We start from the raw sequence: 14506 nt of genomic DNA on the forward strand, positions 1-14506 counted from the left end.
CAGCGGGTAGTTACATTATGGACCCGAAAACGGAAAGATGGAAACTTAGAGCCTGATGCCATGCCAATAAACACGGATCTTTTCAATGTTCTTTGGCGTAGATGGACTTCAAGAACACAAAACGACTGGGTTTTCTTTAACGACAAAACGAATGACCGTTACAACCGAAGGCCAAAATTTATGAAGGGACTCTGTAAGCGTGCAGGCATCCCTTATATTGGGTTTCATAGCATCCGGCACTTTATGGCTTCATTTTTGGCTGATAAACAAAAAATATCCTTGATGACAATTTCAAAACTTTTAAGACATCGGTCACTGAACACCACTGAAATTTATTTACACAGTATCGGGGAAGGTCAGAGAGCTGCAATGGACGGCATTGAGGGATTATTTTCTGCGAGTGGATTTGCGAGTGCTTCTGAGCTAAAATCCTCTCGCAATAACTAAAATGGCATAATCCTGTTATAATAAAATAAACTATTTAAGATGGTTATATAACATAGCACCTGCTTTGGGAGCAGGGAGTTGGAGGTTCAAATCCTCTCGCCCCGACCAGCAGCACATCCGTTAAACAGGGGGTCGCGTATGCGGCCCCTTTTTTTTGTGCAATTCCTCTTTTTCCGGAAAGAGTGATATCATCAAAGCGATTGTCCATCAACCCTTTGTCCGGCATGGGGCCTCGACGCGGATGGTGATAAAATTCCTTGAAAAGCCTCTTCAATGCGGATATGATAGGGCCATTCAATTTGACATATCGTTTGACAAATTCCACGTTTCGGTTCTTCGACATCCAAAATGCTCAAGAGGCACCGATCGGAAACATGACCGGCGATCAGACGTGCTTTGCATGCCTGTTTCAGGATGATCTCAATCTTAGACGGCTTTTCAGTTGGAATCACAGCGGCATCCCGGGCGTCACCGTTCTTTGAGGATAAGCAACAATGCCTGTATATGAATATACCGCCCTGAATACCCGAGGCAAAACGGTTTCAGGTATCATCGACGCCGAAAGTGCTCAATCCGCCCGTCAAAAACTCCGGGGCTCCAAAATCTATCCCGTCTCCATCAAGGAAACCCATAAGACCTCCGTGCAGAAGTCCTCCTGGTTCACCGGCTTTTCCAGGCCGTTCATCCGGATCAAGCCGTCCGAGATATCCATGATGACCCGCCAGCTGGCGACCCTTGTCGGGGCCGGTTTTCCGCTGGTTTCGGCACTGGATACCCTGATACCGTACACCAAGTCCCACGGGTTCAAGCGGGTCCTCGCCCAGATCAAAGACGCCATCGTGGAGGGGAACAGCTTCGCCGCGGCCCTTTCCGGGTATTCGGGCATTTTTTCCCCGGTCTACATCAACATGGTCCGCGCCGGAGAGTCCTCGGGCACCCTTGAAATCGTTCTGGACCGGCTTGCCGATATCACCGAAAAGCAGCAGGCGCTGAACGGCCGGATCAAATCCGCCCTGGCGTATCCGATCCTGATGGCGCTGATCGGGACACTGGTCCTGTTCTTTTTGCTGACCTTCATCGTGCCGAGCATCGCCTCGATCTTTTCCGACATGGGCAAAGCCCTGCCGGCGCCCACCCGGATCCTGATCAGCATCAGCAGTTTTTTCAAATCGTTCTGGTGGGTCCTGATCATTCTTGGCGTCGGGGCGGCCATCGGCATTTCACAGGTCAGAAAAACTGAAAAGGGCCGGTATCACTGGGACAAGGCGCTTCTCAAGACGCCCGGCATCGGCGTGCTGATCAAAAAACTGGCAGTTGCCCGATTCGCACGGACCATGGGATCGCTTCTCGAGAACGGTGTCACCATGCTGTCGGCCCTGGGCATCGTCCAGAACATCGTCGGGAACGCCCTGCTGTCCCGGGCCATATCGCAATCCGCGGAAGATGTGGGCAAGGGCCAGGGGCTTGGACCGTCCCTTGCGGCCAGCGACCTTTTCCCGGGGCTTTCCATCCAGATGGTCATGGTCGGCGAGCAGAGCGGCGAGTTGGAGGCGATGCTGAACAAGGTTGCCGATGTTTATGAAACCGAGGTCGAGACCACCATCATGAGCCTGACCTCCCTCCTGGAGCCGCTCATGATCCTGTTCATGGCCGTGATCGTCGGGTTCATCGTCCTGTCGATATGCCTGCCGATTTTTGAAATGAATGAATTGATCCGGTAGAAACGGATTCCAGAACCGAACATGCGCCCAATGGAGAGAGAATGAACCGAGATTTATTTACAAAGGAAAATAGGATCAAAGGATTCACCCTGATTGAACTCATGGTCGTCATCGTCATCCTGGGCGTCCTCGCCGGACTGATTGTCCCGAGAATCATGAGCCGCCCGGGCGAAGCGAAGCAAATGAAGGCCAAGATTCAAATCGAAAGCCTCGAAACCGCCCTGAAACTCTACAAACTGGACAACGGCGCCTACCCGACCACCGAGCAGGGCCTGCAGGCGCTGGTCGAACCGCCCGAGACCGGCAACGTCCCGAAAAACTGGAAAAGCGGCGGATACCTGGAAAAAGGGAAGGTCCCCAAAGACCCGTGGGGAAACGACTTCATCTATCTGAGCCCCGGCGTCAACGGAGAATATGACATTACCTCCTACGGGGCGGACGGCGTCCCCGACGGCGAGGGGGAGAACAAGGATGTCAACAATTGGGACCTCGAATAGCGCCTGCTCCGGAGCCGGTACGCCGTGGGGGTGCGCTGCGGGCAGTCGCGGGGTTCACGCTCATCGAGCTGATTGTGGTCCTTGCCCTGATCAGCATCCTTCTTTTCTTTTCGATGCCGCGGTTTCAGGGGGAATTCCTTCAGGACAGCACTCAGAAAGCGGTGAGATGGGTTATGCATACCGTTAAAAACCTCCGACAGGATGCCGTCAAGCACAGAAAAACCTACATCCTCCACATTGATCCGGGCCAGGGCGCCATGTGGGTGAGCGATGAATCCATGACGGAGGAAGACATCGAGAACGCAAGCAAGGGGAGATACGAATTCCCGGATCATATGACGATAGCGGATGTTGCATTTCCCGACGGCAGGAAAAGCGGACAGGAGCAGGCCGATGTTCGTTTCTATCCTAAAGGGTATTCGGACAGGGCGGTCATTCACATCCGGGCGAACGAAGACGAACAGATCTCCCTGCTCATCGAGCCGTTCCTGGCGAATATCAAGGTTTACGACACCTATGTGGATTTTGAAAAGTAAGCATCCGTCACCCGCCGCGGCGGGCATTCCCCCGGGGTTCACCCTCATCGAGGTCGTCGCGGCCATGGCCATCATGGCCATTGTGCTGCTCGCCGTCTATCGGCTTCACGCCCAGACCATATCGATGAACGGTGCCGTGAGGTTTTACACGATAGCGCCGCTTTTGGCCCAGATTCGGCTTTCGGCCATAGATACGGACCCGGAGGGCCGGGATTCCGGGAGCGGGGATTTCGGCCCGGACTTCCCCGGCTATGCCTGGGAGGTGACGATCGAGGACACGGAATCGGAATATCTGGGAGAGACGGCGGAAAACCTGAAAAAAATCGACCTCGTCATTTCATTGAACGAAAATGAGTCGACCTATCGCGTCAGGACTTACCGACTGATGCCGGACAAGGGATAGCAAAATGATCGGCGTCTTCAAGGTCCGGGGGCGTGAAAGCGGTTTCACGCTGTTCGAGATTCTGATCGCAGCGTTTATCTTCAGCGTGATCGTCACGACCATTTTCGGCTCCTACCGTGCCGTCTTTTCGACGACCGAAGCCCTCAATTCCGGTATGGAGGCCTTCGAAATGGTCAGCGGGAGCCTGGACCGGATGGTTGTCGACATCACCTCTGCATGCGTGGCGAGATATCCCGGCTATTATCCCCCCAAGGGGGACAGTCCGCCCGACCCCTATCGGATTGCAGGCGATCAGGGCGCCCTTGCCGAGGGTGACTTTGCCAGGCTCCGATTCGCCTCCTTCGCCCACATGCCCATGGGAACGGACCGCACGGGCGGCATCGCCCAGATCGTTTATTATGTCGAGCCGACGGAAGAGAATCGCTACGTACTGAAACGCGCGGATCACCTGCCCCCGTACCCCGACATGGAGGAGCCCGGCAATGACCCGATCTTGATCGAACGCCTGAAATCCCTGAAATTTCTGTATTACGACACCGAGGGGACCGAACACGAAACCTGGGACTCCGAATCGCAGGAGTTCAAATATGCCACCCCTGCAGCGGTAAGAATCAAGGTTGAGATCGGCGATGATTCCGGTTCCTTTTTTTTCGAAACAATGGTAAATTTTCCCATTGTCAGGGAGCCGCGCGAATGACGCCCTTTTCCGCAAAGATGGGCCCAGGCGGGCGACCCCGCTGCCCCGGGGCGTCGGGTCCGGCGGCAGCCCGCGGAATTGGCACCGAGGGGGGCATGGCCCTCCTGGTCACCCTGTCGATCATCACCGTTCTCATTGCCGGAGGGCTTGAACTCAACCGCCGGGTGCGGGCGGCGGTCGTTGACACCGCGGCGACCAGGGACCGCCTGACCCTCACCCTGATGGCTTCCTCGGGAATTCATGCGGCCATGGCCATGCTCATCAAGGACAAGAGCGAATCCCCCGTCGACTCCCTCCAGGAAGACTGGGCCAATCCGGAAAAAATCGCTGAGGTGATCGCGGATATTCCGTTTGATGCCGGACAGATCGGCGTCACCATCATCGATGAACTCGGGAAAATTCAAGTCAATGCGCTGATCGATTTTCCCAAGGGGCGGCATTTCAACGAGTCTCAGAAGATCATGTGGGACCGCTTCACCCGCCTCCTGATCGCCCAGGACGAAGAAACCTTCAAGGATGTGGAGGCAACGGCGATCATCAATTCGGTCAAGGACTGGCTCGACTCCGGCGACGACGACGCCACCACCGGCCTGAACGGCGCGGAGGCGGAATATTACCAAGGGCTTGATCCACCATACATGCCCGCCAACGGCCCGTTCATGGACATCAATGAACTGTCCCGGGTCAAGGGGATCATCCCGGAGCTTTTCCGGGGGACGGGCCCTGCGGGCCTGGAGCCTTACGTGACCGTCTACGGAATGACCCAGGTACCACAGGAGGTCGACGGAAAAGATTTCTCCTATGAAGGAAGCATCAACATCAACACCGCAGATCTGCCCGTGCTCATCGCCATGATGCCGTCCGAAAACACAGACTACGCCCAAGCGATCTTTGACTATCGCAATGAAAAGGACGGAGAGACCTTTGTGCATGATCTGTCGGGAGACGGCTGGTACAAAAACGTCCCGGAAATCCCGAGCGATTTCACCATCGATCCCAAGCTCATCCGGAATTCCAGCGATGTCTTCCGCATCCAGGCCAACGCCCAGATGAATGACATCCAGGAGACCGTGACGGCTGTTATCCAACGTGAGCAGGAAAAGAAGACCGGAAAGTGGACCTGCAGGATCCTCCGCTGGCAGGTAGGAACATATGAGTAGAAAATTCCTCGGGCTCGATGTCCGATATGACAGTGTATCCGCGGTGCTTGTCACCAGCAGTCTCCGGGAAACCCAGATCGAGGGATGCCTTCGCGTCCCCATACCGGATACCGGAGATCCCGCCGCCGGTCTCAGGTCCGCGATGGAAGCCGTCCAGGCCGGCATGGACACGGCTCAGGCCTACTGCATCGCCTCCATCCCGGCCGATGAGATCTCCTTCAGAAATCTCCGGGTTCCCTTCACGGGTGAAAAAAAAATCGACCAGATCCTTCCCTTTGAGCTGGAGCCCATCGTACCGTTCCCCCTGGAAAACCTGGTGATCGATTTCCAGACCCTCCCGCACGCCGGACTGGGGGGCGCGACCGACCTCATCGCCGTTGCGGCCCAGAAATCAACCATCGAAACCTACCTCGACGCCTTTGCCGGCGTGGGCATCGATCCCCAAATCCTTATCCCGAGCGGATATTCGACGGCGGTCTGCCTGAACCGTTTCGCGTCCCCTCCCGACGACTGGATTCTTGTCGACATCGGCTCGCATCGGGATACGCTCTTTTTTATCGCCTCCGGACAGGTCCGCCTGATTCGATCCTTACCGTCGTTCCGGTCGGGAAAAGGGGACACCGGCATCGAAGCCAAAATACGGCAGACCCTTCTGGCCTTTGGAAATCTATCCGCAGAGCCCCTTGAACCGCAAAAAGCATTCTTAACCGGACAGGGATTGAACGGCAGGGGCGAAGAGTTGACAGGCACCCTGGAAAAGGCCCTGGCGTTTCCGGTATCCCGGTCCGACCTTCTCCGGTGCGCCGGGGGAAAAATCAAGATCGCCTCGGAACAGGAATGGAAACCCGACGAGATGGACAACGCCCTGGCCCTGGCGATTGCCCAGATCGAGGGGAAACCCCGCCTGAATTTCCGAAAGGGCCAATTCGCCTCCAGGCGCAACTGGGCCGCATACCGGAACCATCTGATGCGGTTGGGGGTGTTTGCCGCGATCCTCCTCTGCCTGGCGGGACTCGACATCTTCATCGAGAGCCGGGCGCTGAATCGCCGGATCGACCGGATCGACCGGGAAATAACGTCTATTTTCCGGTCGACCTTTCCCGAGATTCAGCGGGTTGTCGACCCGGTTCATCAGATGAAAATCGCAATGGATTCGCTCCGAAACGAAACCTTCATCCCCGGGGATTCGAACGCGCGCATTCTGACGATCAACATTCTCGACGAGATCAGCAAAAATGTTCCAGACGAAATCGATGTTGAATTCACCCGAATGGTCATCAACCCTGAGGATATCCTCATCTCCGGAAACACGGAAAACTTCAATTCCGTCGACGATATCCAGACACACCTGGAAAAAATTCCCATATTTAAGAAGGTAACCATCAACTCCACGAACAAAGACCAGAATGAAAACCGGGTTCAGTTTAAAATGAAGGTGGACCTATGATCCTCAGCCGGCTCAACCGACGCGAAAGACTTGCCGTCATCGCCGCCGCGGCATGTGTTTTCATATTCGTCGCCGTGGAATTTATCATCACCCCGATCACAGAGCGACGGACCCGTCTTGATGCCACGCTTCTCCAGAAACAGACCATCCTTTCGGAGATGCAGTCGATGAAGTTGGAGTATGAGTCCCTGAAAGGAGAAAACGAGCGCTTCAAACAGAATTTTTCCGCCCGGCCCCAGGGATTCACCCTGTTTTCCTTTTTGGATCAACTGGCCGGCGAGGCGGGGGTCAAGGACAACATCGCCTACATGAAGCCCTCCAAATCACGGCCGAAAAACAGCCCCTATCCCCTGTCCATGGTGGAACTCAAGCTTGAGGGGATCAGCATCACCCAGTTGACCCCCTACGTTCATATGGTGGAGACCTCCAAAAACATGGTCTTCATCAGGCGAATCTCCATCACCAAGACCGGGAAGGAAGGGCTGATCGACGCCATCATTCAGGTTGAAACCTTCGAGGCTTAAGGGATAACGTTCACGTTTATGACCAGAATACCCAAAAAGTGGTTATTTTACAGCCTGTATACACTGGCTGTCGCATCCTGTTTCCTCTATTACCTCTTTCCCTCCGAGGCCATCGAGGCGTATCTGACCGCCGCCATCCAGAAGCAACGGCCCAGCGCGACCCTCACCATCGGCCGCGTCGCCCCCGCCTTTCCTCCGGGCGTCAAGGCATCCCCGGTTTCCTATTCCGAGGGCGGCCCCCTGGAACTGGCCCTTGAATATGTCAAAATCATGCCGGAAATTCGGACGGCCTTCGGCGCGTCCCCCGCATTCTCCGTCAGAGGGGAAGGTTATGAAGGCCGCATGACGGGCAGGATCACCCTCGATTCCAACAGGACCCTATCGTCCCTGCATGCGGATCTGGCCGATATTCAGATGAAAGCCATGGCGGCGCTTCAGCGCCTGTCGGGCCGCAACATCGCCGGAACCCTCTCTGGAACGATCGATTATGAAAAAGCCGATGGCGGAACCCGGCTGACGGCGGATCTGTCGGCGTCGCGGTTCCGGGTCGATCTGGGAATTCCAGGCGTAAACTTGAAAGAATTGACTTTTTCAGAGGCAAATGCCAAGTTGGCGGCTGGCGGCGGGACGGCCCTTCGCATTGAAAGCCTGACGGCGAAGGGGAGCCAGGTCAACGGAGACCTCTCCGGAACAATCCAGATAAGAGCGCCTTTCGAAAAGAGCGTGCTCGACATGACCGGCTCCGTCAGGCCGCACCCCTCGTTCATTTCAGACCTGGGGAGTCCGCTCGCCGCGTTGTTTCAGAATCGCGGCGGCAATAATTCCTTCCCGTTTGCCGTCAAAGGCACTATAGAAGCGCCAGAATTTTTATTACGGTAACAAGGAGCGATCCAAGATATCATGCCGGCTGAAAAACCCCTCACGGTTATAATAAACCTCGTTTTTATGACGATGGTGGTCTATCTCGGCGTCAACATCTTCTACAAGGGGGTGGCCTCCAAAATGGATGTCATCCAGATCCAGCGCTCCCAGACAGCGCCGGAACCCTGGCAGGCATCCGCCCCGGCCCGCCCGATAGGCGACTATGACGCCATCGGGAAGCGAAACATCTTCAAGACCGCTGACCCCGCTGCATCGGGATCTGCGGAGACCAAACCTCCGGCCGACGTTTCCGAACTGAAGGAGACGGAACTCAACCTGAAGCTCTGGGGAACCGTGAGCGGGGAAGGCGAAAAAACTTACGCCGTCATCGAGGATCAGCAGAAGCGAATCCAGAATCTCTACCGGGAAAACGATTCGATCATGGGCGCCACCGTCAAGCGCATCATGCGGGAAAAGGTGGTCCTCACGGTGGGCGGTAAGGACGAGGTCCTGGCCATGGAAAAAACCGGTTCCGGTGAACTTCCCGCAGGAAGATCGCTGCCCGCGCCATCCCTTCCGTTCCCTCCCGTTTCCGGCGATGCGACAGAAGACTCCCAGCAGCGGCTTTCCCTGAGCCGCCAGACCGTCAACGAAGCCATGGGCGACATCAACGGCTTGATGGACCAGGCCAAAATCCGGCCCCATTTCAGAAACGGAAAACCCGACGGCCTCACCATCTCCCGGATCAGACGGGACTCCATTTTCTCTCAGCTCGGGCTCCGAAGCGGGGACATCATCACCGGGGTAGACGGCCAGGCCATCGAATCCGTCGACGACGCCCTCAAATTTTACAACCAACTGAAATCCTCTTCCAACGTGAACCTTCAAATCCGGCGAAGAGGCATGCCGAAACAGATTGAATACACTATCGAATAACCTTCAGGAGACGCTCCGCCCAAGCGCCATGACAACAGGAACGGGAGCACAACAGGTTGACCATGAAATCCTACGGCACTCTTAACAGGCGATTGATTCTGATCTGCGCTTTCGGCCTGGCATTATTGTTTCTGGTAGTAGCGACGGTCGTTCATGCACAGGATGAGAATGGAAACGGCAAGGAACGGTTTGTCTCGATCGATTTCAATGACGTGGATATCAACGTCTTCATCAAGTTCATCAGCGAGCTGACCCATCGGAATTTCATCGTCGACCGCCGGGTCAAGGGAAAGGTCACCATCATTTCCCCTTCGAAGATTTCCGTGAAGGAGGCCGATAAGGTTTTCGAGTCGGTCCTGGAGGTCCATGGGTTCACCACCGTAACATCCGGAGAGGTCACCAAGATCATCCCCTCCCCCGACGCCCGAACCCGGGATATCGAGACCCTGTTCCGCGACGATATGCGCGCGCCCGACGACAAGGTCGTGACCCAGTTGATCCCCCTGAGATACGCGGACCCGGAGGATATCAAGCGATTGCTGGCGCCTCTGGTGTCCAAAAGCAGCGTCATTCTGGCCTACCCCCCCACCAATACCCTCATCATCACGGATGTCCACTCCAACATCATTCGCCTGGTCGACATCCTCAAGACCATTGACGTCGAGGGCGTGGGGCAGGAGATCTCGGTGGTGCCGCTGACCAACGCCGACGCCGAAAAAATGGTGAAGACCCTGTCCACCGTCTTCCAGGCCCAGAAAACCGCCAAAAGGCCGGGGGTTCCCGAAGACACCGCCAAATTTGTCGCGGATGAGCGCACCAACGCGGTGATCATTCTTTCGAGCGAGGACGAAACCGTTAAAATCAAACGCCTCATCAGCCGCCTGGACAAGGATCTCCCCCGCGGGAATGAGGGGATTCACGTCTATTACCTGGAGCATGCCACCGCCGAGGATCTCGCCAAAACCCTTCAGTCGCTGTCGGGCAAATCGGGAAGCACCGGAGATGACGGGAAAAAAAAGGAAAGCCCGATCGTTTCCGACAGTGTCAAGATCACCTCCGACAAGCCGACCAACAGCCTCATCATCTCTGCGGGCAAAGATGAATACGGGGCCATCGAGGAGATCATCAAGAGCCTGGATATCCCGCGGGCCATGGTCTATATCGAGGCCCTCATCATGGAGGTCGACGTCACCAAGGGATTCGGCGTCGGCACCGAGTGGATCGGCGGCGGCAAGGTCGAGTACGGAAGCGACAAGGACGCCTGGGTCGGCGGCGGATGGAGCGGCGGCGGGGATACCCCCTATTCCATTCTGGGCGGCATCGCCGGCGCAGCCGCGGCGGGCACCGTAGGGCTTCCCCAGGGGTTCACCATGGGCGTTTTCGGAGAGATCATCGAAATCGGCGGCCTGAAGTTTCAGAATATCGGTGCCGTGGCCCAGTTCTACCGAAGGGACGGATCCATCCACATCCTGTCGACCCCGCAACTGCTGACCACCGACAACGAGGAGGCCTTCATCAACGTCGGCAAGAACATCCCCTACCAGACCAAAACGGGCACCACCGCCACCTCTGAAACCTACAACACCTATGAGTACCGGGATGTGGGCATCACCCTCAAGGTAACGCCCCAGATCAGCAAGGACCGGCTCATCCGGCTGAAAATCGAACAGACCCTGACCAAGCTGGACCAGGCGGCCAACACCTCGGACGACGAGCGGCCCACCACCTTCAAACGGGAGGTCAATACCACCGTCATCGTCAATGACAAGAACACCATCGTGATCGGCGGCCTGATCGACGACACTTTTTCGGAATCCGAGAGCAAAATCCCCTGCCTCGGAGACGTCCCGGGCCTGGGATGGGCCTTCAAATCCATGAACCGGGGCCGGGAAAAAACGAACCTCTTCATCTTTCTCACCCCCCATGTCGTGAAAAATCAGGAGGAGGCGGCCCTCATCTTAGAGAAGAAGCAGAAAGAGGCCAGTGCCGTGGATGAGGAAGGCGGCATCAAACTTTACTACGAAAAAAACAAGGATACCTACGATACCGTACCCTCGCTTCCCGAACTGTTCGACAAGCCCTGACGGTTCAACGCGACGGGGCGTTCCGCGGGACGACCGATGCAGAAAACACTCGTTGATATCTTACAAGAGAAGACGGGCCTCACCAAAGAAGTCCTTGGAGAGGTGCGCCTGATTCAGTTGGAAAAGGGCGGCAGCATCGGGGATATCCTCATTAAAAAAAAAATGCTGACCGAAAACCAGTGGCTGGAAATCCTTTCCGACGTTTACAGCCTTCCGGTACTGCAGCAGCTTCCCGTCGGCAGCACCCGGAGTCTGGTCCTCCAGACCATCCCCATCCAGTTCCTGAAAAAATACCTCATGGTGCCGCTGGAAAACGAAATGCCCGGAACGCCTCCCGGGAGCACCGGCGACCATAACCCCGAACATTCTCCCGCCATGATCATCGCCGTAAATGATCCAACGCAATTTCAGCCCGTAGATGATCTTATCCGTATCATCGGGATGGAGAACGTGACGCTGGTGCTGTCCACCCGGGAAGCCATCCTGTCCGCCATCAACATCTCCTATGACCTGAGCCGGGATTCCGCCGAGCAGCTCGTTCAGGACATGGAGGAAAACGAGTCCCTGATCCTCTCGGAGATCGAGGATACCGCCGACCTTCTGGACGACACCAGCGACGCCCCCATCATCAAGCTGGTGAACCATGTCATTTCCCAGGCCGCGAAGGCCCGCGCCAGCGACATCCACATCGAACCCTATCAGGACAGCTTCAAGATCCGCTACCGGGTCGACGGGATCCTCTACGACCTGCTGACCCCGCCCAAGGGCATCCAGGCGGCATTGATCTCCAGGATAAAGGTCATGTCGAACATGAACATCGCCGAGAAACGGCTTCCCCAGGACGGACGCCTTCAGGTGAAGATCGGCGACCAGGACATCGACGTGCGGATCTCCACCCTGCCGACGGCCTTTGGAGAACGCGTCGTCATGCGGCTGCTCAACAAGTCGTCCTCCCTTCTCGAATTGACGGAACTGGGGTTGTCGCCCGAACGGCTGGAGCGCCTCAAGAAACTGATGACCTCCCCCAACGGCATCATCCTGGTGACGGGCCCCACCGGCAGCGGCAAGACCACGACCCTCTATGCGGTGCTGTCGTCGATCAACAAGCCTGAAATCAACATTATCACCATCGAGGACCCTATCGAATATCAGCTCAAGGGCATCAGCCAGATCCAGGTAAACCCGAAAATCGACCTGACCTTTGCCAGAGGACTCAGATCCATCGTCCGGCAGGATCCCGACGTGATTCTCGTGGGAGAGATCCGGGACCGGGAAACCGCCAATATCGCCGTCCAATCGGCCCTGACCGGACACCTCGTCTTTTCGACCCTCCACACCAATGATTCGGCCTCCGCCATCACCCGGCTCGTGGATATCGGCGTGGAGCCCTTCCTGATCTCCTCCTCGGTTATCGCCGTCGCAGCCCAGCGCCTGGTCCGCATCCTCTGTCCCGAATGCAAGGAGCCCTATACCCCGAGCGACGTCATGCTGGAAGGGATCGGGATCGACAAACACCTCCTGAACCGCCATACCATCTACCAGGCCAAGGGATGCCCCAACTGTTTCCACACCGGGTACAAGGGCCGCGTCGCCATCCTGGAGATCATGGAGATGGATGAAAATCTCAAGAGCGTGATCCTGACAACCTTTGACTCCAATGTTATCAAGAGCCATGCCAGGGGCATGATCACCCTTCGGCAGGACGGCATCCAGAAGGTGCTCATGGGGCTCACGACCATCGAAGAGGTCGTCCGGGTGACGCAGCAGTAGATGAAGGTCTCCCGCTTCAGCCACCGGTCCTGCGCCCGCATCCTGCTGCTCGGAACCACGCTCCTGTTTCTGGCCGCCCCGATCTCCTTCGCCCGGACCATCGAAGTGGATGCCGACCGGCAGTTCGAATTCGCCGGACATCTGTTTTCCAGGGGGGATTACGACAGGGCCGTCACAGAGTACGAGCGATTCATCTTCCTTTTCCCCGAAGACGCCCGCGGGGCCGAGGCGCGCTATCAGATCGGCATGGCGCATGTCCACACCAAAAACGAAAAACAGGCCATCGAAGCCTTTTCTCAGGTCATCGACCGGCACGGCGGACGCCCTGTCTCCGGATCCGATATCACGGCCGACGCGTATTTCCGGATCAGCGAATGTTATGTCAGGATGGGGGAGACCGGACAGGCCGTCAACAACCTCAACAACCTCGCCGCCGTGGCGGAATCCGACCAGATTCAGGGGGAGGCCCGCTATCGGATGGGCTGGATCCTGCTGGAGGCAGGCCATTGGGAGAAGGCGGCCCTCGTCTTCCGCCAGATCCCGCCGGATCAAAAAGGTCCCTATCGCCTGCCCGATCTCTTCAACGCCATGGAAGGGTACGGCGACATTCCCCAGAAAAACCCCGCGGCCGCCGGCATCCTCGCCGTGATACCGGGAATGGGCTACATTTATTGCGGGAGGTATCAGGACGCCCTGGTCTCCTTCCTCCTGAACGGCGCCATGATGGTTGCCGCCTACAAGGCCTTTGAAAACGACAACCCCGCATTGGGCGGGCTGCTGACGGTTGTGGAGCTGGGCTTCTACAGCGGAAGCATCTATGGATCGATTTCGAGCGCGCACAAATACAACCGGGATCAAGCCGAACGGTTTACCTCCGAAATCCGGAGGCGCCACAAAATCGATCTCTCCCTTTCTCCGGTGCCGGGAGGGGCGGCCCTTTCGTTCCGCTATCCGTTTTAGACAGGATGGTTGAATCCCGTGACGAACCCCAGGACAGGAAAGGATACCCTGCCATGACGATCAGAGGCGCAGGCGGAACCAGCGGCGGCATCGGTAAATTTTTCATCGGCATGGCCATGATGATCGGCGGTGGCTACCTCTTTCTGGATGCGGTTCGCATCACCCACCATCTCCACCTGGGGTACGCGGTCTTCTCGTTCGGCGCATTCCGGCTCACCACCGGGATGACGCTCATCCCCTTGATTTTCGGAGTGGGCATGATTTTCTACAATGCCGGAAATCCATTGGGCTGGATCCTGTCGGCGGCAACCCTCATCATGCTCCTTCTGGGCGTCCTCTCCACGATCCAGTTCAGGATCCGGGGCATGTCGGCCTTCGAACTCATCATGATCCTTGCCTTGTTTGCGGGCGGCGCCGGATTGTTTCTGAACTCCCTGAAAAACACTGAAAAGTAAAATTGCTT

At 56.6% G+C, this 14506-nt stretch carries 15 protein-coding genes and 1 pseudogene; all 16 read left to right on the forward strand.

From position 1 onward, the window contains the following. A partial coding sequence (locus tag ACEW8N_RS01730) for a tyrosine-type recombinase/integrase (protein ID WP_373498065.1) occupies positions 1 to 447 on the forward strand: 447 nt, incomplete at its 5' end. 494 nt (positions 448 to 941) lie between these two features. After that, positions 942 to 2168: a type II secretion system inner membrane protein GspF gene (gene gspF, locus ACEW8N_RS01735; RefSeq protein WP_373498066.1), complete on the forward strand. Its 1227-nt coding sequence runs from the start codon at positions 942 to 944 to the stop codon at positions 2166 to 2168. 41 nt (positions 2169 to 2209) lie between these two features. Then, entirely contained in the window at positions 2210 to 2665 is a 456-nt protein-coding gene (gene gspG / locus ACEW8N_RS01740; RefSeq protein ID WP_373498067.1) for a type II secretion system major pseudopilin GspG, read from the forward strand. Then, a pseudogene (locus tag ACEW8N_RS01745) lies at positions 2650 to 2769 on the forward strand (prepilin-type N-terminal cleavage/methylation domain-containing protein); the annotation flags it as partial. The gene gspG and the pseudogene ACEW8N_RS01745, both read left to right, overlap by 16 nt. Before the next feature lie 69 nt (positions 2770 to 2838). After that, the gene (locus tag ACEW8N_RS01750; RefSeq protein WP_373498226.1) at positions 2839 to 3201 is read left to right on the forward strand and encodes a hypothetical protein; all 363 of its coding nucleotides are present in this window, start codon (positions 2839 to 2841) and stop codon (positions 3199 to 3201) included. After that, positions 3191 to 3604: a prepilin-type N-terminal cleavage/methylation domain-containing protein gene (locus ACEW8N_RS01755; RefSeq protein WP_373498068.1), complete on the forward strand. Its 414-nt coding sequence runs from the start codon at positions 3191 to 3193 to the stop codon at positions 3602 to 3604. The genes ACEW8N_RS01750 and ACEW8N_RS01755 overlap by 11 nt, the downstream gene beginning before the upstream one ends. Before the next feature lie 4 nt (positions 3605 to 3608). Beyond that, positions 3609 to 4301, forward strand: a complete 693-nt coding sequence (locus ACEW8N_RS01760) for a type II secretion system protein J (RefSeq protein WP_373498069.1) — start codon at positions 3609 to 3611, stop codon at positions 4299 to 4301. Between the two features lie 95 nt (positions 4302 to 4396). Continuing rightward, positions 4397 to 5461: a general secretion pathway protein GspK gene (locus ACEW8N_RS01765; protein WP_373498070.1), complete on the forward strand. Its 1065-nt coding sequence runs from the start codon at positions 4397 to 4399 to the stop codon at positions 5459 to 5461. Continuing rightward, positions 5454 to 6908: a type II secretion system protein GspL gene (gene gspL / locus ACEW8N_RS01770; protein WP_373498071.1), complete on the forward strand. Its 1455-nt coding sequence runs from the start codon at positions 5454 to 5456 to the stop codon at positions 6906 to 6908. The genes ACEW8N_RS01765 and gspL overlap by 8 nt, the downstream gene beginning before the upstream one ends. Next, complete coding sequence (gene gspM, locus ACEW8N_RS01775) at positions 6905 to 7432, forward strand: type II secretion system protein GspM (protein WP_373498072.1); 528 nt, start codon at positions 6905 to 6907, stop codon at positions 7430 to 7432. The genes gspL and gspM overlap by 4 nt, the downstream gene beginning before the upstream one ends. A gap of 18 nt (positions 7433 to 7450) precedes the next feature. Further along, on the forward strand, positions 7451 to 8311 hold the full coding sequence (gspN, locus tag ACEW8N_RS01780; RefSeq protein ID WP_373498073.1) for a type II secretion system protein GspN: 861 nt from the start codon (positions 7451 to 7453) through the stop codon (positions 8309 to 8311). Positions 8312 to 8332: 21 nt separating this feature from the next. Continuing rightward, a complete protein-coding gene (gene gspC / locus ACEW8N_RS01785) occupies positions 8333 to 9229 on the forward strand; it encodes a type II secretion system protein GspC (protein WP_373498074.1) in 897 nt (298 codons plus the stop codon). Between the two features lie 62 nt (positions 9230 to 9291). Next, a complete protein-coding gene (gene gspD / locus ACEW8N_RS01790) occupies positions 9292 to 11313 on the forward strand; it encodes a type II secretion system secretin GspD (RefSeq protein ID WP_373498075.1) in 2022 nt (673 codons plus the stop codon). A 36-nt stretch (positions 11314 to 11349) separates the two neighbouring features. After that, positions 11350 to 13083, forward strand: a complete 1734-nt coding sequence (gspE, locus tag ACEW8N_RS01795; protein ID WP_373498076.1) for a type II secretion system ATPase GspE — start codon at positions 11350 to 11352, stop codon at positions 13081 to 13083. Then, a complete protein-coding gene (locus tag ACEW8N_RS01800) occupies positions 13084 to 14043 on the forward strand; it encodes a tol-pal system YbgF family protein (protein WP_373498077.1) in 960 nt (319 codons plus the stop codon). Positions 14044 to 14096: 53 nt separating this feature from the next. Further along, complete coding sequence (locus ACEW8N_RS01805) at positions 14097 to 14498, forward strand: hypothetical protein (protein ID WP_373498078.1); 402 nt, start codon at positions 14097 to 14099, stop codon at positions 14496 to 14498. Positions 14499 to 14506 lie beyond the last annotated feature (8 nt).

Source organism: Desulfococcus sp. (assembly GCF_041737845.1).
In the GTDB taxonomy this organism is placed as follows: Bacteria; Desulfobacterota; Desulfobacteria; order Desulfobacterales; family Desulfococcaceae; genus Desulfococcus.

Coding starts and splice junctions, on each gene's coding strand:
- gspN (WP_373498073.1), top strand. CDS start 7,451: ATGACCAGAATACCCAAAAAGTGGTTATTTTACAGCCTGTATACACTG.
- ACEW8N_RS01805 (WP_373498078.1), top strand. CDS start 14,097: ATGACGATCAGAGGCGCAGGCGGAACCAGCGGCGGCATCGGTAAATTT.
- gspD (WP_373498075.1), top strand. CDS start 9,292: ATGAAATCCTACGGCACTCTTAACAGGCGATTGATTCTGATCTGCGCT.
- ACEW8N_RS01800 (WP_373498077.1), top strand. CDS start 13,084: ATGAAGGTCTCCCGCTTCAGCCACCGGTCCTGCGCCCGCATCCTGCTG.
- ACEW8N_RS01765 (WP_373498070.1), top strand. CDS start 4,397: ATGGCCCTCCTGGTCACCCTGTCGATCATCACCGTTCTCATTGCCGGA.
- gspG (WP_373498067.1), top strand. CDS start 2,210: ATGAACCGAGATTTATTTACAAAGGAAAATAGGATCAAAGGATTCACC.
- gspC (WP_373498074.1), top strand. CDS start 8,333: ATGCCGGCTGAAAAACCCCTCACGGTTATAATAAACCTCGTTTTTATG.
- gspF (WP_373498066.1), top strand. CDS start 942: ATGCCTGTATATGAATATACCGCCCTGAATACCCGAGGCAAAACGGTT.
- ACEW8N_RS01760 (WP_373498069.1), top strand. CDS start 3,609: ATGATCGGCGTCTTCAAGGTCCGGGGGCGTGAAAGCGGTTTCACGCTG.
- ACEW8N_RS01750 (WP_373498226.1), top strand. CDS start 2,839: ATGCATACCGTTAAAAACCTCCGACAGGATGCCGTCAAGCACAGAAAA.
- gspL (WP_373498071.1), top strand. CDS start 5,454: ATGAGTAGAAAATTCCTCGGGCTCGATGTCCGATATGACAGTGTATCC.
- gspM (WP_373498072.1), top strand. CDS start 6,905: ATGATCCTCAGCCGGCTCAACCGACGCGAAAGACTTGCCGTCATCGCC.
- gspE (WP_373498076.1), top strand. CDS start 11,350: ATGCAGAAAACACTCGTTGATATCTTACAAGAGAAGACGGGCCTCACC.